The organism is Pseudomonas fluorescens (assembly GCF_001623525.1).
Lineage (GTDB): Bacteria > Pseudomonadota > Gammaproteobacteria > Pseudomonadales > Pseudomonadaceae > Aquipseudomonas > Aquipseudomonas fluorescens_Q.
In genome coordinates this window covers 3,220,062-3,238,553 of the sequence record NZ_CP015225.1, presented here as the reverse complement: position 1 = coordinate 3,238,553, position 18,492 = coordinate 3,220,062, and the positions used below count along the sequence as shown (strand labels likewise).

The 18,492-nt window shown below is 59.2% G+C and carries 18 protein-coding genes, 1 tRNA gene and 1 pseudogene; 14 read left to right on the top strand and 6 right to left on the bottom strand.

Annotated features, from left to right (window positions below):
• Nucleotides 1-4: 4 nt before the first annotated feature.
• From TK06_RS13810 to TK06_RS13800, 3 genes are all read left to right on the top strand, one after another.
• Nucleotides 5-763, top strand: coding sequence for an MBL fold metallo-hydrolase (locus TK06_RS13810; RefSeq protein ID WP_063322524.1), 759 nt, complete (start codon nucleotides 5-7; stop codon nucleotides 761-763).
• Nucleotides 764-790: 27 nt separating this feature from the next.
• Nucleotides 791-1,504, top strand: a complete 714-nt coding sequence (gene purC / locus TK06_RS13805; RefSeq protein ID WP_063322523.1) for a phosphoribosylaminoimidazolesuccinocarboxamide synthase — start codon at nucleotides 791-793, stop codon at nucleotides 1,502-1,504.
• A gap of 83 nt (nucleotides 1,505-1,587) precedes the next feature.
• Nucleotides 1,588-1,677, top strand: a tRNA-Ser gene (locus TK06_RS13800).
• 240 nt (nucleotides 1,678-1,917) lie between these two features.
• Here TK06_RS13800 and TK06_RS13795 read toward each other — a convergent pair.
• Together TK06_RS13795 and TK06_RS13790 are read right to left on the bottom strand one after the other, a co-directional pair.
• Complete coding sequence (locus TK06_RS13795) at nucleotides 1,918-2,439, bottom strand: hypothetical protein (RefSeq protein ID WP_063322522.1); 522 nt, start codon at nucleotides 2,437-2,439, stop codon at nucleotides 1,918-1,920.
• Nucleotides 2,397-2,690, bottom strand: a complete 294-nt coding sequence (locus tag TK06_RS13790; protein ID WP_063322521.1) for a DUF1778 domain-containing protein — start codon at nucleotides 2,688-2,690, stop codon at nucleotides 2,397-2,399. The genes TK06_RS13795 and TK06_RS13790 overlap by 43 nt, the downstream gene beginning before the upstream one ends.
• 789 nt (nucleotides 2,691-3,479) lie before the next feature.
• Here TK06_RS13790 and TK06_RS33475 point away from each other — a divergent pair.
• The 3 genes and pseudogenes from TK06_RS33475 to TK06_RS13780 all read left to right on the top strand — a co-directional run.
• Nucleotides 3,480-4,256 (top strand): annotated as a pseudogene (locus tag TK06_RS33475) (MCP four helix bundle domain-containing protein); the annotation flags it as partial.
• 69 nt (nucleotides 4,257-4,325) lie between these two features.
• Nucleotides 4,326-5,114, top strand: a complete 789-nt coding sequence (locus TK06_RS33470; RefSeq protein ID WP_409077395.1) for a methyl-accepting chemotaxis protein — start codon at nucleotides 4,326-4,328, stop codon at nucleotides 5,112-5,114.
• 13 nt (nucleotides 5,115-5,127) lie between these two features.
• Nucleotides 5,128-5,874: a phytanoyl-CoA dioxygenase family protein gene (locus TK06_RS13780; protein ID WP_063322519.1), complete on the top strand. Its 747-nt coding sequence runs from the start codon at nucleotides 5,128-5,130 to the stop codon at nucleotides 5,872-5,874.
• A gap of 11 nt (nucleotides 5,875-5,885) precedes the next feature.
• Here TK06_RS13780 and TK06_RS13775 read toward each other — a convergent pair whose 3' ends face one another.
• The 3 genes from TK06_RS13775 to TK06_RS13765 form a co-directional block, all read right to left on the bottom strand.
• Nucleotides 5,886-6,254 (bottom strand): cupin domain-containing protein, encoded by a 369-nt coding sequence (locus TK06_RS13775; RefSeq protein ID WP_063322518.1) that lies wholly within the window; start codon nucleotides 6,252-6,254, stop codon nucleotides 5,886-5,888.
• Between the two features lie 103 nt (nucleotides 6,255-6,357).
• Nucleotides 6,358-7,164, bottom strand: coding sequence for an AraC family transcriptional regulator (locus tag TK06_RS13770; protein ID WP_063322517.1), 807 nt, complete (start codon nucleotides 7,162-7,164; stop codon nucleotides 6,358-6,360).
• A 208-nt stretch (nucleotides 7,165-7,372) separates the two neighbouring features.
• Entirely contained in the window at nucleotides 7,373-7,564 is a 192-nt protein-coding gene (locus TK06_RS13765; protein ID WP_063322516.1) for a YegP family protein, read from the bottom strand.
• Nucleotides 7,565-7,865: 301 nt separating this feature from the next.
• On the opposite strand from TK06_RS13765, the gene TK06_RS13760 reads away from it, so the two are divergent.
• The 6 genes from TK06_RS13760 (at nucleotide 7,866) to TK06_RS13735 (ending at nucleotide 13,631) form a co-directional block, all read left to right on the top strand.
• Nucleotides 7,866-8,834 carry a glycosyltransferase family 2 protein gene (locus tag TK06_RS13760; protein ID WP_063322515.1) on the top strand — a complete coding sequence of 323 codons (969 nt, stop codon included), beginning with the start codon at nucleotides 7,866-7,868 and terminating at the stop codon, nucleotides 8,832-8,834.
• Between the two features lie 2 nt (nucleotides 8,835-8,836).
• Complete coding sequence (locus TK06_RS13755) at nucleotides 8,837-9,547, top strand: class I SAM-dependent methyltransferase (RefSeq protein ID WP_063322514.1); 711 nt, start codon at nucleotides 8,837-8,839, stop codon at nucleotides 9,545-9,547.
• Between the two features lie 44 nt (nucleotides 9,548-9,591).
• A complete protein-coding gene (locus tag TK06_RS13750) occupies nucleotides 9,592-9,927 on the top strand; it encodes a GtrA family protein (RefSeq protein WP_063325150.1) in 336 nt (111 codons plus the stop codon).
• A complete protein-coding gene (locus TK06_RS13745) occupies nucleotides 9,924-12,011 on the top strand; it encodes a DUF6311 domain-containing protein (RefSeq protein WP_063322513.1) in 2,088 nt (695 codons plus the stop codon). The genes TK06_RS13750 and TK06_RS13745 overlap by 4 nt, the downstream gene beginning before the upstream one ends.
• 227 nt (nucleotides 12,012-12,238) lie before the next feature.
• On the top strand, nucleotides 12,239-13,162 hold the full coding sequence (locus tag TK06_RS13740) for a LysR family transcriptional regulator (RefSeq protein ID WP_063322512.1): 924 nt from the start codon (nucleotides 12,239-12,241) through the stop codon (nucleotides 13,160-13,162).
• Between the two features lie 103 nt (nucleotides 13,163-13,265).
• Nucleotides 13,266-13,631, top strand: coding sequence for a 5-carboxymethyl-2-hydroxymuconate Delta-isomerase (locus tag TK06_RS13735; RefSeq protein WP_063322511.1), 366 nt, complete (start codon nucleotides 13,266-13,268; stop codon nucleotides 13,629-13,631).
• A 3-nt stretch (nucleotides 13,632-13,634) separates the two neighbouring features.
• Here the strand turns inward: TK06_RS13735 and TK06_RS13730 are convergent, their stop codons facing one another.
• Entirely contained in the window at nucleotides 13,635-14,567 is a 933-nt protein-coding gene (locus tag TK06_RS13730; RefSeq protein WP_063322510.1) for a LysR family transcriptional regulator, read from the bottom strand.
• A 536-nt stretch (nucleotides 14,568-15,103) separates the two neighbouring features.
• On the opposite strand from TK06_RS13730, the gene TK06_RS13725 reads away from it, so the two are divergent.
• On the top strand, nucleotides 15,104-16,471 hold the full coding sequence (locus tag TK06_RS13725; RefSeq protein ID WP_161951756.1) for a glutamine synthetase family protein: 1,368 nt from the start codon (nucleotides 15,104-15,106) through the stop codon (nucleotides 16,469-16,471).
• Between the two features lie 343 nt (nucleotides 16,472-16,814).
• Complete coding sequence (locus tag TK06_RS13720) at nucleotides 16,815-18,464, top strand: phosphoethanolamine transferase (RefSeq protein ID WP_063322508.1); 1,650 nt, start codon at nucleotides 16,815-16,817, stop codon at nucleotides 18,462-18,464.
• The last annotated feature ends 28 nt before the right edge of the window (nucleotides 18,465-18,492 follow it).

The following is an 18,492-nucleotide window of genomic DNA, read 5'->3' as shown; positions in this document are numbered from 1 at the left end:
TCCGATGCGTTTTTCCGTTCTCGGCAGCGGTAGCCAAGGGAACGGCACGCTGGTAGCCAGCGCCGGCACGTATGTGTTGGTCGATTGTGGTTTCTCCCTGCGGGAAACCGAGAAGCGCCTGTTGCGCCTGGGTGTGCACCCGGCGCAACTGAGCGCGATACTCGTGACCCACGAACATGCCGACCACGTGCATGGCGTGGGTTTGCTGTCTCGGCGCTACAATCTGCCGGTGTACCTGAGCCGTGGGACACTGGCAGGCCTGCGCAAGCCCATCGAGCCGGCCGGTTTCGTGGCCGGTGGCGAACAACTGCGCATCGGTTGCCTGGATATCAGCGTGGTCAGCGTGGCGCACGATGCCCGGGAACCGACGCAATATGTGTTCAGCGACGGCGAGCGGCGCTTTGGGCTGTTGACCGACCTGGGGTCGTATTGCGACAGGGTGATGGACAGTTATCGGGACCTCGATGCGTTGATGATCGAGTCCAACCACTGCCGCGACATGTTGGCGCGTGGTTACTACCCGTACTTCCTCAAGCAGCGGGTAGGCGGGGAACACGGGCATTTGAACAACCACCAGGCAGCGTTCCTGGTGGCCGAGTTGGGCTGGCAAGGCCTGCAACACCTGGTCCTGGCCCATCTGAGCAGCAAGAACAACCTGCCGCAGCTGGCCCGGCAATGTTTTGTCGACACCCTCGGGTGCGACCCGGACTGGCTGCAACTGGCCGATCAAGATTCAGGGCTCGACTGGCGACATATCGCCTAGCCCACTACTTAGCAAGCGGAGCCCATCATGGAAAAACGTGAAGAACTCTACCGCGGCAAAGCCAAGTCGGTTTACAAGACCGACGACGCTGACCGCTTGATCCTGCTGTTTCGCAACGACACCTCGGCGTTCGACGGCAAGCGCATCGAACAGCTGGACCGCAAGGGCATGGTGAACAACAAGTTCAACGCCTTCATCATGCAGAAGCTCGAAGCCGCCGGCGTGCCGACCCAGTTCGACAAGCTGCTGGGCGACAACGAATGCCTGGTCAAGAAGCTGGACATGATCCCGGTCGAATGCGTCGTGCGTAACTACGCCGCCGGCAGCCTGGTCAAGCGCCTGGGCGTGGAAGAGGGCATGAAGCTCAACCCCTACACCTTCGAGCTGTTCCTGAAGGACGACGCCAAGGGCGACCCGTTCATCAACGAATCCCACGTCGTGGCATTCGGTTGGGGCACCGCCGAGCAACTGGCCCGCATGAAGGCGTTGTCCCTCAAGGTCAACGAAGTGCTGACCAAGCTGTTCGACGACGCCGGCCTGCTGCTGGTGGACTTCAAGCTTGAATTCGGCGTGTTCAGCGACGGCTCCATCGTCCTGGGCGACGAGTTCAGCCCGGATGGCTGCCGCCTCTGGGACAAGGACACCAAGAAGAAGATGGACAAGGACCGCTTCCGCCAGGGCCTCGGTGACGTCATCGAAGCCTACGAAGAAGTTGCCCAGCGCCTGGGTGTGCCGCTGTAATCGACGCAAGCATCTGATAGCACGGAAAAAATTTCGCTCGGGGGTTCGCTTCCGGCGAATGTGCTGGTATGATGCGCGCCACTGGAGAGATGCCGGAGTGGCCGAACGGGACGGATTCGAAATCCGTTGTACTGGCGACAGTACCTAGGGTTCAAATCCCTATCTCTCCGCCATTATTGAATACGACTAAGCCCCTGAAATGGTTGAACATTTCAGGGGCTTTTTCGTTTCTGGCGTTTGGTCCGGGGCATGACTGGAACCCATCGGGAAAACGGGGACAGACCCTGTTTCGCTTGGACAGCATGAGCAATTCGCAAAAGCGCCGATCCCCGGCACTCTGATGCGGTGCGGATGAACATGCTAAGCCGTCGATATACTGTGGACCTTGGGATGGGGCGTGGTCCGTCAAAAAGCTATCGGAGTGGCAACATCAGCGTAATAGGTGAAAGCCCTGGGCACGGTATAAATCCTGCGTGCTTGGCATAAAAGTCCGACAGACGCTGGTCAAGCGGGTGGACAATCATTGCAGTAGAGCCGATGGTTTCAGACGCGATAATTGCTCGTTCAACCGCATCTTGAAGCAAGCCGATAGCGAAGCCCCGGCCTTGTGCTGCCTCAGTGACGCCCATGCGTCCCAACAAGGTCACTGGGTGCACACTTGGGGGATTGCGCTGACGGCTTTTCGGAACGACATTCTCCCGAGCAATCGATCCACTCGACAGTGTGTAATAGCCCATGACGACCAACGTGTTCTTGCGACAGACAACGTACACAACGGCTTGCTTGGCGGCTTGGGCTTTACGCGCCGTTTTTTGAAGATAATCGTTGATCGACGCTACGCCTGAATCGAATTCGTCCAGGATGTGGTCGTCGTTCAGCTTTTCTGGAGCCCTCAGCTCCACGGTTTGGGCCTTTCGAGAAGTTGAAGCAGACATTTGTTACCTTGAATCGGATTGGCTTCCAAGGCCTGTTCAAATGCGTCAAATGCAACGTCATCGAGAAGGAACAGCCGCTTATCAAGGATGACTTCCTCTGCTTTCTGACAAGCAGCTTCCAAGATAAAGCTGGTTCGATCACGACCAGACATGGCAGCTGCCAAATCGATCAGGTTCCGTTTTTTTTCATCCGCCCTCATGTTGATGGGGACGGGCTTGGATCTTTCGATTTTTTCAATATTTACGGTCATGTTGATTCCCGCCTTGGAGGTGCCTCGGTGCTTCGCTTAATGTGATCGGTCGTTGGAAAGATCTATCGATTTAGATTCGATGCCGTTGAGTCGGCTTCGTGGTTAACACTATATCGGTGTATAGCTATTGTCTATACGCGTGTATCGTTTGGCTATACGGCCTGCGCCGCTGGCAACCCCGTCAAACCCGCTCCGCTTCCCGCGTAGCAACGGCGTTCCGGGCACTGAAAGCCTTCGCAAGGGTGGTCGCATCCAGTCCGAGACCCCCCACCATTTTCAACCGCTCGATGCGGCTCAGCCATCTGATCCCATCCGTTCGGGTGAGCGACGAAAGTGGTACAGCCCATAGCGATCTGGGTGCCGGCTTTGTTTGCCAATAGAGTATTGGCAGCCCAGGCATTCGCGGGCCGAGACCATTGGATCGAGTGAGACGCGGGAGGTATTGCGTCCGCCAAGCGCTAGACTCTGTACGAAATCCCGAGGAAACCCGATCGTCGCCAAACCCAAGCCGCTCTTACGAACGACGCTTGGACTATAGAGCCCTTCTGGAAAAATCATCAATCAGATGATGAGTCAGAAAACTCCCTAAATTATGTAGGCGGGAAGTGTCAGAAAACTCCCGCAGCTATTGCCTCCCCCGCCTTTTTTTATCCCGCCAACCCCCTCAGCGACCTGCATAACCCCGGTGTCTGCCAGACCCAAAGCTTTGTAACAATTGGACTAATGGTCTATAGCTCAAGGCATGGCTGCCGATAGGTAGGTTAATCCCCATGAAAGGAGTGACACCCCATGCTGCGGTTTTTTGCCGATCTGGGCTTTCGCTGGAAAATCACCCTTCCGATCGCATTCCTGGCTGTGTTGCTGGTGCTGATGGGGTGGGCGGGCATGCGCGGTATCGGTCAGGTGACTGAATCCAGTACGCAATTGACCAAGCGTTATCTGCCGGCGATCAGCCTGCTGCTCAACGCCGACCGTGATCTTTATCAGGCTTTCGTCGCCGAGCGCAGCCTGCTGGATGGTCATGCAAACGAGCATTTGAAAGCGCTGAGCACCAGTCATGGCGAGAATGCGAAGCAGGCTTATGACCGCGTGCAGAAATATGCCGCGATGCAGCCCGGTGCCGAGGCGCAGGCTTTGGTCAGTCAGTTCAATGACAGCTTCGGGAAATGGATGCAGGTGTCGCGGCGGGTCCTCGAACTGTCTGTAGGCGATCCGCAGGGCGCCAGTGCCCTGAGTTTTGGTGACAGTGAGCGCCTGTTCGAAACCATGCGCGACTCTATCGACAAGCTGGGTGAGCTAGAGGATGCTGCGTCGCATCGCGAAGGCGACGCAGCGATTGAAAACGGTGAGACGGTCGGCGTGCATCAAGGCGTGATTCTGCTGGTCGGCTTGCTTGGTTGCATCCTGGTGCTTGTCGTTCTGCCACTTGTGGTGCTGAGCCCTATGCGTCGACTGCTGCACCGCGTCGAGCAGATTGCCGAGGGCGGCGGCGATCTGAAAGGGCGTCTGGAGGTACGCTCGGCCGATGAGTTGGGCCAGCTCGGCAGCGCCTTCAACCGCTTTCTCGACAAGTTGCAGCCGTTGATCGCCGAGGTTGGACGGGTGACAGGTGAAGTAGATTCCGCCGCCCGCGCCATGGCCGATATGGCCGCGACGAATGACCGGTTGATCAGCAGCGAACATGCGGCGCTCGATCAGGTCAGCACCGCTGCGACCCAGATGAGCGCAGCGGTGCATGAAGTCGCGCATAACGCGGCGAACGCCTCGGGCGCCGCGCAACAGGCGAGCAGCCAGTCTCGTGACGGTGCCGAGGTGGTCAGCAGTACCATCGAATCGATCCGTCAGTTGGCCCAGGAAGTGGAGAGCGCTTCGGGCACGATCGAGGCATTGGCCCAGGAAACCTCCAGTATTGGCGCCGTGCTCGAGGTGATCCGTGGCATTGCCGAACAGACCAACCTGTTGGCGCTGAACGCTGCCATCGAAGCCGCGCGGGCCGGTGAGCAGGGCCGTGGCTTTGCCGTGGTGGCCGATGAAGTGAGGGCGCTTGCGGCGCGCACACAGGACTCGACCAAGGACATTCAGGTGCGCATCGAGCGGTTGCAGAGCGGTGTCGCCAAGGCTGTACAAGCCATGCACGTGGGCAGCACCAAGGCCCGCGATAGCGTCGAACGTGCCGCGGGTGTCGATCAGGTGCTTAGCGGTACCGGCGGTTCGATCCAGCAGATCAATGACATGGCCGCGCAAATCGCCAGTGCTTGCGAGGAGCAAAGCAGCGTCACCGAAGAGATCGCCCGCAACATCTCTGATATCCGCGACTTGTCCAACGAAGCGGCAGCGAACTCTGCCCAGAGCATGCATGCCAGCCAACAGCTTTCCAGCCTGTCGAGAAACCTGGCAGAACTGACCGGTCGCTTCCGCACCTGAAGCAGGGGGTGTCGTGTCCACTGACGATCAGCTCCGCGCGCTGCATCAGGACGGTTTTGTCCTGATGCCCGGCGTGCTGGATGCCCGACAGATCGCCGACCTGCGCCATGCCATCGACCAGTTGAAGCCCCAGCATTGGGACTACAGCGGTGTCATCGATCATTACAAATGTGTGTTCAATCGCGATCCGTTCTGGCTGCCGTTCCTGGATGTGGCCGGGGTGATCGAGCTGGCCGAAGCGGCCCTGGGCGATGATTGCCATGTCATCGGCCAAACGGCCTGGCGCTGCCATCCCGGTTTTACCGGGGCGCCGTTGCACCTGGATTATCTGGCGATGCAATTGCCGCCAGGGCTGTTGGCCGACCCTGCCTTTGAACTGCCGATGCAGGTTTTTACCGCGCAGTTTTACCTGGATGATATCGACGCCGACTTGAGCCCGACCCAGGTCGTTCCGGGCAGCCACAAAGCCGGCCGGGCACCCGTGAAGGGCGAAACGCAGTGGCAAGGGCGCCCCGCGCAGCCCGTGCTGTGCCGGGCGGGCGATGTGCTGATACTGCGCAGTGAGTTATGGCACGCCGGTAGCGATAACCGGACCGCCGACCGCACGCGTTACATGCTTCAGGTGCACTATGGTCGGCGGATGGTCGCGCAGAAGTTCTCACCTTACCTGCATTGGCAGTTCAATCCTGTGGTCTTGGTCGCCGCGACACCTCGTCAGCGACGGTTGTTGGGCGATCACCAGGAAGCTGAATACGATTGAGCCTGGCTCAGTCAGATCCACACATCATTGACTGCCGTTCGCTCATTGGTTTGTTCGCCGGTATTGAGGACACCACGTGGTTCGATCGGCAGCAGTTTCACTTCGCGTGCGGCGCTGGGCTTGTGCTCGACACCTTTTTTGACCACGTACATTTCGCCCGGCCCTATGGTCACCGCACCGTCGCGAAAGTCGATATGCAACTGGCCCTCCAGCACGATGAAGGTTTCATCGGTGTCGGCGTGGGTGTGCCAGATGAATTCGCCTTCGAGCCGAACGATCTTGAATTGGTAGTCATTCATTTCGGCCACGACTTTCGGTGCCCATTGTTCGTGGAACAGTGCGTATTTCTGAGCGAAGTTGATGGGGGCGTAGTGGGTCATCGAGGCATGCTCCTCAGGTGGGTGGTGAGCTGTACCTTACTGTCGGGGCCTGGGTGTCGTATTGGATGATCGTGCAGCTTTTTGTCGTGCCCAGCCTGTGCCTTCAGCGCAGCATTTTCAGCCAGCGTGCCGGTGAAATACCGAAGGCCTGGGTGTGCAGTCGGGTCATGTGGCTCTGATCGAAAAAACCACAGGCCAGGGCTACTTCGCTCAGCGGTATGCCATGGAATACCAGGCGCCGGGCTTCGTTCAAGCGGCGCTGGGTGATGTAGCGATAGGGGCTGGTGCCATACAGTGCCCGGAAATCCCGGGACAGGCTCCATCGATCCCGGCCGCTGGCCTGCACCAGGTCATCCAGTGTGATCGTCTGCTGGAGGGCATCATGGATGAACAGGCGGGCACGCTCTGCCGCAGGGTAGTCGATCAGCCGCCGCCCACGTCGGCTGCCGGCCGCGATGTCGAGTGCCTGGGCCAAATCGTAGATGGCGTCCTCTTCCTCCAGCGGATCGAGGGGATGATCCAGGCCGTTCAATAGTCGACGGGTCGCGATGTTGAGGCGAGGGTCGTTGGACAATCCTCCTTCGATGAAGGGCAATGGCTTGCCCCCCAGCACTTGCTGGATCACCGACGGTTCTATGTAGAACATCCGGTAGCGAAAACCCTCGTTCGTCCCGGCTTCGCCATCGTGCGCCTCGTCCGGATGCAGGACGATGGTGCCACCAGGCTGGCTGTGGCGCTTGCTGTGGCGATAGTTGAAGCTCTGCACGCCGGAAAGTGTGATTCCGATGGCGTAGGTGTCGTGGCGATGGGTGGTGTAGCCATGCCCGCTGAAATAGGCCTCGATGCGTTCCATTTTCCTCGATTCGGGCGCCCGCACCAGCCAGTCGCGATTATGGTTTGATCGAGTCATTGCACCAGCCTCCTGCTTTTGTCCGCATACCCTGCCTGCCTGAAAACCTTCGTTACAGCAAAAAACGCTCAGGCTGCAAACTGCTCACTTGAGGCGATTGAACCCGTGGCGAGGGAGCTTGCTCCCGCTCGGTTGCGCAGCCACCGCAAAATCATAGGGCCGCTTCGCAGCCCAGCGGGAGCAAGCTCCCTCGCCACAATGATTCGGTTCAGATCTCCTTCACAGGCGTTTCGCCCTGGACATTCTTGATCAGCCTGATGACGTGAAGGCAGTCACTCTTGTTCACATAGGATTCGCCGCTGGCGATCGTTTCGTGGTTGCCGGCTCTCAAGCGCCAGCGCCATTGGCCTTTTCCAGTGCTCGGGGTGCCTCGGGTCTGTCGATAGATTTCAAAATACATCGGTTCGCTCCCTGCGATTCATTCAGTCAAGACATGCGTTGGACATGTGGCTGCCAGCCTAGCCAAGTGGCGGGTTTTGGCTACGGGAAATTCGTTTCCATTGGTTATTAAATATTGCTGGGCATGAGCCTGGAAAGAGGGTTCGACTTTCTGTAGGAAAAAAGTCATGTTGCGAACACGCAGTCCAATGAAGTTCCGGTTTGATCCTTGCGTTGCCCAGCTCGGTCCTGCTTAATACGTTTCGACGCCTAGGGCCGCAAGCCGATGGGACTGAAAACACTATAAGAAAAAGAGCTATCAAGTGACTGAATATCCAGGAACGGATCTGCAAGGTCGTCTAGCGCTTTCGCTTGTCATTCCGGTCTACAACGAAGTCCAGTCCATCGATGTGTTCATGGCCAGGATCGACCAGGTCTTTGCCCATGAGTCGCTGGTGAGCCTGGAGCTGGTGTTCGTCAACGACGGCAGCGTGGACGACACATTGGTGCTGCTGCTGGAACGGCAGAAGACCGATCCGCGCATCCGAGTCGTCGACCTGAGTCGCAACTTCGGCAAGGAGGCGGCGTTGAGTGCCGGCCTGCAAGCCGCTCGTGGCCAGGCGGTGGTGCCGATCGATGTCGATTTGCAAGACCCTCCCGAAGTCATCCTGGAAATGATTGCCCACTGGCGCAACGGTGCCGAAGTGGTGCTGGGTCATCGGATCAACCGCGACTCCGACTCCTGGGCCAAGCAGGTTTCCGCCAACGGGTTCTACCGGCTGCACAATAAAATCGCCGACCACAAGCTGCCGGAGAATGTCGGCGATTTTCGCTTGATGGATCGCTGCGTGGTCGATGCCCTGCAAACCCTGCCTGAATCTCGCCGCTTCATGAAAGGGCTGTTTGCCTGGGTAGGATTCCGCACCACCTACGTGGATTACGTCAGGCCTGAACGGGCCGCCGGTGAAAGCAAGTTCAATGGCTGGCGCCTGTGGAATTTTGCTCTTGAAGGCATCACCAGCTTCAGCACCGAACCGCTGCGTATCTGGACGTACCTGGGGCTTTGCGTCTCGCTGGTGTCTTTTGCGTTCGCCATCTTCATCGTACTGCGAACCCTGATTTCCGGGGTAGACCTGCCGGGCTATGCTTCGCTGATGGTGGCGGTCACGTTCCTGGGTGGGTTGCAACTGATCGGTATCGGCGTGCTGGGTGAGTACCTGGGGCGCACCTACATCGAATCCAAGCGCCGACCGATTTTCCTGGTGCGGCGCCTCTATGACGCCAAGGACTGACCATGGACCTCAAGGAAACCGATATCCTCGGTCCCGATATCGAGCAGCATTGGTACTACCGGTCGAAAGCGCGCGCCATGCTGCACATGCTCAAGGGCACCTCGGCCAGTACGCTGCTGGACGTGGGGGCCGGGTCGGGCTTTTTTTCCCATCACCTGCTGACCCATACCGCAACGGCCCAGGCCTGGTGCGTGGACATCAGTTATCCGGCCGACTCCGACGCCAGTACCGCCGGTAAACCGGTCCGCTACCGCCGTGCCATCGACACGCTGGACGCTGACCTGGTGTTGCTGATGGACGTGCTGGAGCATGTGGATGATGACGTGGGGCTGCTCAAGGCCTACGTCGACAAAGTGCCGTCGGGCAGCCGCTTCCTGATCACCGTGCCGGCGTTCCAGTTTCTCTGGAGCGGGCATGATGATTTTCTCGAGCACAAGCGCCGCTACACCCTCAAACAGCTGGAAAGTGTCGTGGCGCAGGCGGGTTTGCAGGTCCAGCAAGGTGCGTATTACTTCGGCCTGGTATTTCCCATTGCCGCCGCCCTGCGCCTGTTGCAGCGCAAGGCGTCCGGCGCCCCGGCCAAGTCGCAGCTTGCGCGTCATCATCCGCTGGTCAATGGCGTGTTGAGGTCACTGTGCAGCCTGGAGCGTCCGTTCATGGGTGCCAATCGTATGGTCGGCCTGACGGTGTTCTGCCTGGCGCAGAAGCCGTGACCTGGACGCACTCGCCGTTGCTGCGCCGTGCCTTGCGCTTTGCCATGACGGGCTTGGTTGTCACCGTAGTCCATGTGGTGGCTGCCGTGCTGTTTGTGCACCTGATCCTGGCAAACCCGCCACTGGCCAATGGTTTCGCCTTTGTCGTGGCGACCGTGGTGTCGTACCTGGTCAACACCCTATGGAGCTTTTCCAGCCGCTTGCATGGCCGTACCCTTGGCCGTTTCGTGGTGGTATCGATCGGCGGGTTCGGGCTGGCGATGCTGGTGGCCTGGGGCGCCCAGCGCGTCGGCCTGGATTACCTGGCGGGCATCGCAGCCGTGGCGCTGATTATCCCGGTGTTCACCTTCATCCTGCATAATTTCTGGACGTATCGATGACCGTTCGTGGTGAGCGTTACTGGGGCTGCTTGTTGCCCATCCTGTTGGGCGCGCTGGCATTCCTGCTGGTGATCGGCCCACGGGTATTGGACCCCACGAACATCGCCTGGCTGGGGGAGGGCGATGCGGCGACCCATTACATGGGCTGGGCGTTTTTTCGCAGTTCGCCTTGGACCTTTCCGTTGGGCATGAACCCTTCCTATGGCCTGGAGTTGGGCAGCGGCATCATTTTTTCCGATTCCAATCCGTTGCTGGCGTTCCTGTTCAAGCCCTTCAGCGGCTGGCTGCCCGAGACGTTCCAGTATTTTGGCCTGTGGTTGCTGGCCTGTTTCATCCTGCAAGCCTGGTTCGCCTGGAAACTGCTCGGCCTGCTGACGCCGTCACTGTGGATCAGGCTGTTGGGCGCCGGGTTGTTTGTGTTTTCGCCTCCGATGTTTCTGCGCATGGGCGGGCACCTGTCGTTGTCCGGGCATTTCCTGATTCTGGCGGCCTTGTACCTGGCGCTGCGTCCTGGTTTGCAGAAGCGACGGCTGGCCTGGGGCGTGCTATTGGCTGCGACAGCGTTGGTGCATGCCTACCTGTTGGCCATGGTGGCGCTGATCTGGCTGGCTGACCTTGCCAGCCAGGCTATCAAGGGCCGGTTGTCCCGGCGCGATGCCTTGATCGAGCTGGGCGGTTTGTTTTTGCTGGTTGCGTTCTGTTGCTGGCAGGCCGGTTATTTCAGTGTGGGTGGCGGGACCGTATCGGGTGGTTACGGCCTGTACCGCTTGAATGTACTGTCGCTGGTCGACCCCAGTGGCTGGTCCTACATCGTGCGGGACCTGCCCGAGGGGCCCGGGGACTATGAAGGGTTCAATTACCTGGGACTGGGAGTCCTGATCCTGGCGATCTGTGCCGCTGCGGCACTGCTGCAAGGCAATACCGGTCTGGTGAGTGCCGTGCGCCACAGAGGGTTGTTGCTGTGGGCGCTGTTCGGGTTGACGCTGTTTTCGCTGACCAACACCCTCGGTATCGGCGTGCTGGATGTGCATTACTGGCTGCCCGGAAGCCTGGAGAAGCTGGCGAATGTCTTTCGCGCGTCTGGCCGGATGTTCTGGCCGGTGTTCTACGCCATCGTATTTGCCGTCATTTTCCTGGTGATCCGCGGCAACAAACCACGGGCGGCGGCGTGTCTGTTGGCCATCGCCCTGCTGGTGCAAGTCCTGGATACCCGCGCTGGATGGGCAGGTCTGCGCCAGAGCCGGATGATGCCGGCCGCCTCCAGTTGGTCCACCTCCATGAATGATCCATTCTGGGCCAGTGCGGCCAGCCACTATTCGAAAGTCCGGACGCTGCTGCCGCAGAACCAGCCGGACAACTGGCTGCTGACCAGCCAATACGCCCTGAAACATGGATTGGAAACCGATGGCGTGTACCTGGGGCGCATGGGCACCCGGGAGATCGAACAAGCCCAGCGACGCGCCGCGCAGATGCTTGCCAGCGGCGAGTATGCAGCGGATTCGCTGTACATCCTCGACCCTGGCGCCGCGCTCCAGGCGGCGAAGACCGTCAATCGCCAGACCGACCTGTTGACCCGTATCGATGGCCTTGTGGTGCTGGCGCCGGGTTGGAGGTCATGTGCCCAATGCCCATCGTTTGCCGATGAGACGCTGGACGTGCAGGTGAAGATCGGCGAGCGCCAGGTGTTCAGCCGAATCAACCCGATGTTGGCCAGTGGCTGGGGACGCGTCGAGGATTGGGGCACCTGGTCGGAAGGGACCGAGGCTGAGATTGTCTTGCGCATTGCGCCAGAAGCGCGCGTCCTCTCGATAGACGCGGCGGCGTTCGTGCAGCCCCCCCTGCATACGCGCCAGCGAGTGGACGTCTCGATCAACGGTGTGGCGGCGTTGTCGACGCAGTTCACGCGCCTGCAAGACAACACCCTTGAACTGCCCCTGACACCGGCTATTCGTGAAACGATGGGCACGGATGGGTCGTTGCGCGTGCATTTTCATTTACCCGATGCCATCAGCCCCAAGGCGCTGGGGCTGGGAGGTGATGAGCGAGTCATGGCGCTGGGGCTGAAATCGCTGATCGTGAGGTAGGGCTTTTTCATTGTGGCGAGGGAGCTTGCTCGCGCTCGGTTGCGCAGCAACCCCAAAATCTTGGGGGCGCTTCGCAGCCCAGCGGGAGCAAGCTCCCTCGCCACAAAAGCAGGGTGCCGCTCCCAATTTCTTCGACGGTATTACGCAGGCGCTTAACCTTTTTGCGCATAGACGCACAACCCATGGCGTTTCTACACTGCAGCCAATCAAGGGATGGAGGGCAGTGGATGAACCGCAACGAATTGCGCAAGGCCGACATCAACCTGATGGTGGTTTTCGAAACGCTGATGCTTGAGCGTAACGTGACACGGGTGGCGGAAAAACTGTTCCTGGGCCAACCGACCATCAGCTCGGCCCTCAATCGTTTGCGCAAAATGTTCAACGACCCGTTGTTCATTCGCGTCGGTCACCGCATGGAGCCGACGGCCCGGGCTGAAGAAATCATCCGGCATCTGTCTCCGGCGCTCGATTCGCTGTCGGTGGCCTTGAGCCTGACCCACGATTTCGACCCCACCAGCAGCACCATGACGTTTCGCATCGGCCTGTCCGACGACGTCGAGTTCGGCCTCTTGCCGCCCCTGTTGAGCAGCCTGCGGCAAGAGGCGCCGAAAATTGTGTTCGTGGTCCAGCACGTCGATTACTGGCGCATCCCCGATTTGCTGGCATCGGGCGACATCACCGTGGGCATCAGCCAGACTCGCGGCCTGCCGGCCAACGCCAAGCGCAAATTGTTGCGACACATCCAGCCCCGCGTGTTGCGCGCCGATGCGTCGGACACGCCGCTGACCCTGGACGAGTATTGCGCGCGACCTCATGTGCTGGTGTCCCATACCGCGAACGTCGCCGGGTTTGTCGATGAATGGCTGGCCGAGATCGGACGCACACGCCAGGTCGTGCTGTCGGTGCCGCAATACAGCGCATTGCCGGCATTGCTGGCCGGCACTGACCTGATCGCCAGCTTGCCGGACTATACCGCCGCCGCCATGGCGGCTTCGGGGCAACTGTTCAACGAACCCTTTCCTTTCAAGACCCCGACCCTGGATTTGTCCATGGTCTGGCTGAGCCATGTCGACAGCGACCCGGCCGAGCGCTGGTTGCGGTCACGGTTGGAGGCCTTCATGGGCGAGCGTGAGGTCTCGGTACAACCCTGACACCGGCCCGCAGCGAAACAAAAACTGCCCCAACGTTTAAAGTCGGGGTAAGGTTGTGACGGCTGAAATCCCCTTGTCATATTTTCGAATCGGAGTCGAACACATGCCTCACCTGCACATGGAGTACACCGCCAACCTGCCCGAGCTGAAGGCCGATGTTGCATTGCTGCGCCTGAACAATGCGCTGGTGGCTTCTGGTCAATTCGCGGCCGAGCTGGACATCAAGAGCCGGGCCGTGAAGCTCGAGACGTTCCGGGTGGGCACGGGGCTGGGCGAGCGAGGTTTCGTGCATGTGAAGCTGGCCTTGCTAAGCGGTCGCTCGACGGAAATCAAGAAGCAACTGGCCGATAGCCTGCTGGCCGTGATCCAGGAACTGGGGCCATGGCCGGCCGACGTTAGCGTGCAACTGTGCGTGGAAATCCTCGACATCGATCGAGGCCCGTATGCCAAGGCCTTGATCGGTCAATGACGTTCAGGTGTCGCGGGCGGCGCAGGCCTTGATGATCTGTTCGCGCAGCCAGGCGTTGGCACTGTCCTGATCGACGGCCAGGCTCCACTGCATGTTCAGGGTGAACCCCGGCAGGCCCTGGGGCGCTTCGTGATGATTGAAGATTGCCTCGTTGGCCAGCAATTTCTGGATGCGGCGGGGCAGGGTCAGGATGAAGTCGGTGCCGGTGATCATCTTCAGTGCGGCACTGTAGCTGTTGGCGCGGGCGGCAATCTGGCGTTGTTGCGCCTGCTGCGACAGCCAGCCGTCCACCATGTTGGTCGCTGACGACCAGGGCGTCGGAAACACGTGTCGGCGCCGTACGAAAGACTGAAGGCTCAGTTGCTGTTCAAGTGGCGTCGCCCGTTTATCCACGACACAAACCAGGTCCTCCTCCAGCAACTGCCGGGATTTGAAATCGGCATGGTTGCTGTGGAAGTTCGGGCCGAAGCAGATCACCAGGTCCAGGCTGCCGTCGCGCAACTCTTCGGCGGGGATGTCGGCTTCGAGCTTGTGCACGTTCACCACCACCGGCAGATTGGCGTAATCGAAGCCTTGCAGCAGTTGCGGCAGGATCAACTGTTCGAAATATTCCGGTGCGCAAATATTGAAGGTAATGGCTTGCCGGGTCGGATCGAAGGTGGGTGTACCGGCATGGCACAGGTTGATGCTTTGCAAAATGGCGCGCACATGCTCGTACATGCCCTCGGCCTTATAGGTGGGGCGCATGCCGGTGCGGGTGTTGATGAATAGCTCGTCTTCGAAACAGGTTCGCAGTTTCTTGAGGCAATAACTGACGGTTGACTGACTGACGCACAATGCCTCGGACACGCCGGTGACACTGCTTTGCTCGTACACGGCGCTAAACACCATGAGGTCTTGCATGTCGAGCTTTCTGAGGGAGTTACTGTTCAGCATCCGTTCTGTCTCTCGCTGTGCTCCTTGCGCGGATTTTGCGCAAACCAGGCCGATGATCCTAACGGAACGATCGTGCCAAGAGAATGCCAGGCAGGCGCTTTCATGGTCGGGAACGGGACAGATAATGTAGGGAACACGACGTGTCGATCAACGACTGTTTGGTTTGCCTATGTTTAGTTGGCTGCGATCCAAGCTCCATCAAATCCAGGTTTAACCTCCCAGGGTAGCGTGGGACGCTTGTCCGATGTGTTTCCTGTGATGCGCTCATGGACGGTTGGCCCCTGGCATTCCAATACCCTTCATCTGCCGCGGTCGATCCGGTCGGCCGGTTCACGCCTGCCATGGCCCCAACCCTCAGTGCGTTGCCCTCCGAGCTGGCCTTTTGGGCGCTCTGGCATTGTCGTCACGCCCGTCCTCCAGATACTCGTATTACCTGTTGATCATTCGCAGTGTTCGCTCAATGGCGAGCACAGACTGACGGTGCCTTGTCGCCCGTCCGACATGGAAATACGAGCCTTCTCATGAGCCTTGCCAAGATTTCTTTCGCTCCCGTGCAACACGCCGAGGCGTTCCTTGCGCAGAACCCTGATATCGAACTGTTCGAGCTGTTCATCCTCGACAACAACGGCGTGCCCCGGGGCAAGTTGTTGCATCGGGACGAGTTGCTGGCGGTTTTCGAAAGTGGCCGGCCACTGCCCAGTACGATTCTCGGGCTCACCGTCAATGGCGATGATGTGGAAAATTCCGGACTGGTGTGGGACATCGGCGACATCGATTGCCGTGCCTACCCCCTCAGCGGCAGCTTGCAACGTATGCCGTGGCGATTGATTCCTACGGCCGCCGTGCAGGTCAGCATGCATCCCCAGGAGGGCATGCCGGCGACCATCGCCGATCCGCGTTATCTGCTCAGCCAGGTGATCGAGGCTTTACAGGCCGACGGCTATTACCCGGTGATGGCGGCGGAGCTGGAGTTTTATCTGCTGGACGCGCAACGCGACAGCCAAGGCCGGCCACAGCCAGCGCGGGACGCCGACGGTGGCCGACCGCGTGCCACCCAGGTCTACGGTTTGCGCGAGCTGGAGCAGATCGAGCCGTTCCTGGCCGACCTGTACGCTGCGTGCAAGCTGCAAGGCATTGCGGCCCGGACCGCCATTTCCGAATACGCACCGGGACAAGTGGAGATCACCCTTGAACACCGCAGCGATGCCTTGCAAGCCATGGATGAAGCGGTGCGCTACAAGCGACTGGTCAAGGGCGTGGCCCACAAGCACGGCATGCAGGCCTGTTTCATGGCCAAGCCGTTCGATCACTTGGCGGGCTCCGGCATGCACATGCATGTCAGCCTGGCGGACCGCGATGGCCACAATCTGTTTGCCAGTGAAGCCGCCGACGGCACGCCGCTGTTGCGCCATGCGGTGGGTGGGATGCTCGACACCTTGCTCGATTCGCTGTTGATGTTTTGTCCGAACGCCAACTCCTACCGGCGATTCCAAAGCAACAGCTACGCACCGCTGGCGGCGACCTGGGGCGTGGACAATCGCACCGTGAGCCTGAGGGTGCCGGGCGGCCCGGCGTTGTCGAGGCACATCGAGCATCGTATCTGCGGCGCCGATGCCAACCCTTACCTGGCTGCGGCGGCGATATTGGCCGGCATTCATCGCGGCCTACGTGAACAGTGCGATCCCGGGAAACCTGTCGAAGGCAACGGCTACGCCCAGGCGGCCGAGTTGCTGCCCACCGACTGGCTCACCACCCTGCGTGCCCTTGAGGCATCGGCCTGGGCGCGGGAAGCGTTTGGCGATGAGTTTCTTGGCGTTTATCTGGCGGTCAAGCGCGCCGAATACCGTCAATTCATGGCGGAAGTCGGAGAGCAGGACTGGCGCTGGTATCTGAATCAGGCTTAAGAACAGCTTCAAGCTGCAAGCTGATTGGCAAAGAAAGACTGCTCACTTAGGGCAGTCGAAAAAACGTGGCGAGGGAGCTTGCTCCCGCTTGAGTGCGAAGCACTCACAAAAAGGGGCTGCTACGCAGCCCCGCGGGAGCAAGCTCCCTCACCACGCATCACTTTTCTTTAGCACTGCAAGCTGGGTCGAGCTTGCCGCTTAAATAATTATTTAATAGCAACTTTTTCACGAAAAATTGATGGTGGGCTACCTAAAGTTTGTGCTGCCGTAGGAAATGAACTTTTCACATTTTCCTGCGGCACTTCTTTTTAAAAGAGCAACTTTCAGGAAATCGTCAACCATCATGCTGACCATTAAAGCGGTGCGCCCCGAGTGGGTGACACTGGCCGCCAGTGCCTTTTTGTTAGTGGGTTTCAACCTCGTTCTCTGGCAACACTTGCTGGCGATCACCACGGCTGACGCTCGTGGCCTGCTGATGTGCGTGGCGTTTGGCCTGATGATTTTCTGCGCGTTCAATCTGGTGTTGACGCTCGTGGCCTTCCGTCCGCTGCTCAAGCCCGTGCTGATGCTATTGTTCCTGATCAGTGCTGGCGTGGCGTATTTCATGGCCCAATACGGTGTATTGATCGATGCGGGCATGTTGCGCAACTTTGCTGAAACCAATGCCACGGAAGTTCGTGATCTGTTGTCGCTGAAGTTGTTTATCTACCTCGGGTTGTTGGGGGTGTTGCCTTGCTGGTTATTATTCAAGACCCCGATCAGCTACCGTCGCTGGCCCAAAGAGTTATTAAGTAAGTTACTGGTTGGCGTGGCGTCGGCCGCGGTAATCGGTATGGTCGCCCTGGCCAACTACCAAGGTTTGTCTTCGTTGTTTCGCAACCACCACGAGTTGCGTTTGATGGTCGTGCCGAGCAACTACATCGGTGCGTCGCTCGGCTATTTGCGTGAGCAGGTCGCGTCGGCCAAGCAGCCGTTCATCACCCTGGGCGAGGACGCGAGCCGCAACCCGGCCTGGCAAACCCACGGCCGCAAATCCCTGACCGTACTGGTGGTGGGCGAGAGTGCCCGGGCCGAGAACTTCGGCATCCTCGGCTATGACCGCGATACCACACCGACACTGGACAAAGAGGCCGGCCTGATCGCCTTTACCGATGTGCATTCCTGCGGCACGGAAACCGCCGTGTCTGTGCCCTGTATGTTTTCCAACATGGGGCGCAAGAACTATGACGCCAGCAAGGCCAAGAATGAAGAGGGTTTGCTGGACGTGCTCAAGCACGCCGGGCTGGAGGTGATCTGGCGGGACAACCAATCCGGCTGCAAGGGCACCTGTAATCGGGTCACGCTGCAGGATGTCAGCAATCTCAAGGACCCGGCCCTGTGCGCCAACAGTGAGTGCCGTGATGAAATCCTGCTCCAGGGTTTGCAGCATTTCATCGACACACTCGACAAGGACACGGTGCTGGTACTGCACCAGATGGGCAGCCACGGGCCGGAATACTTCAAGCGCTATCCCAAGGAATACGAGCATTTCACCCCGGTATGCGAAAGCAACGCGCTGAACAATTGCAGCCGCGAGAGCATCGTCAACGGCTACGACAACACGCTGGTGTACACCGATCATGTGCTCTCGACCCTGATCGATCTGTTGCGGGCCAACCAGGACAAGGTCGACACGGCCATGCTGTACCTGTCGGATCATGGCGAGTCCCTGGGCGAATACAACCTGTTTCTCCATGGCACGCCCTACATGCTCGCCCCGGAGCAACAGAAACATGTGGCAATGCTTGCCTGGTTTTCCGACAGCTATCAGAAATCGTTCTCGGTCGACACCCATTGCCTGCAACTGAGTCGGCAAAAGCCTTTGAGCCAGGACAACCTGTTTCATTCGATGCTCGGGCTGCTGGAAGTCAACAGCCAGGTCTACAACCGGGACCTGGACCTGTTCGCCAGCTGTCGCGGCGCGGTGATTGACGGTGTCCTGGCACGAGAGTGATGGCCTGGACCTTTTTTTCACGCAGTGT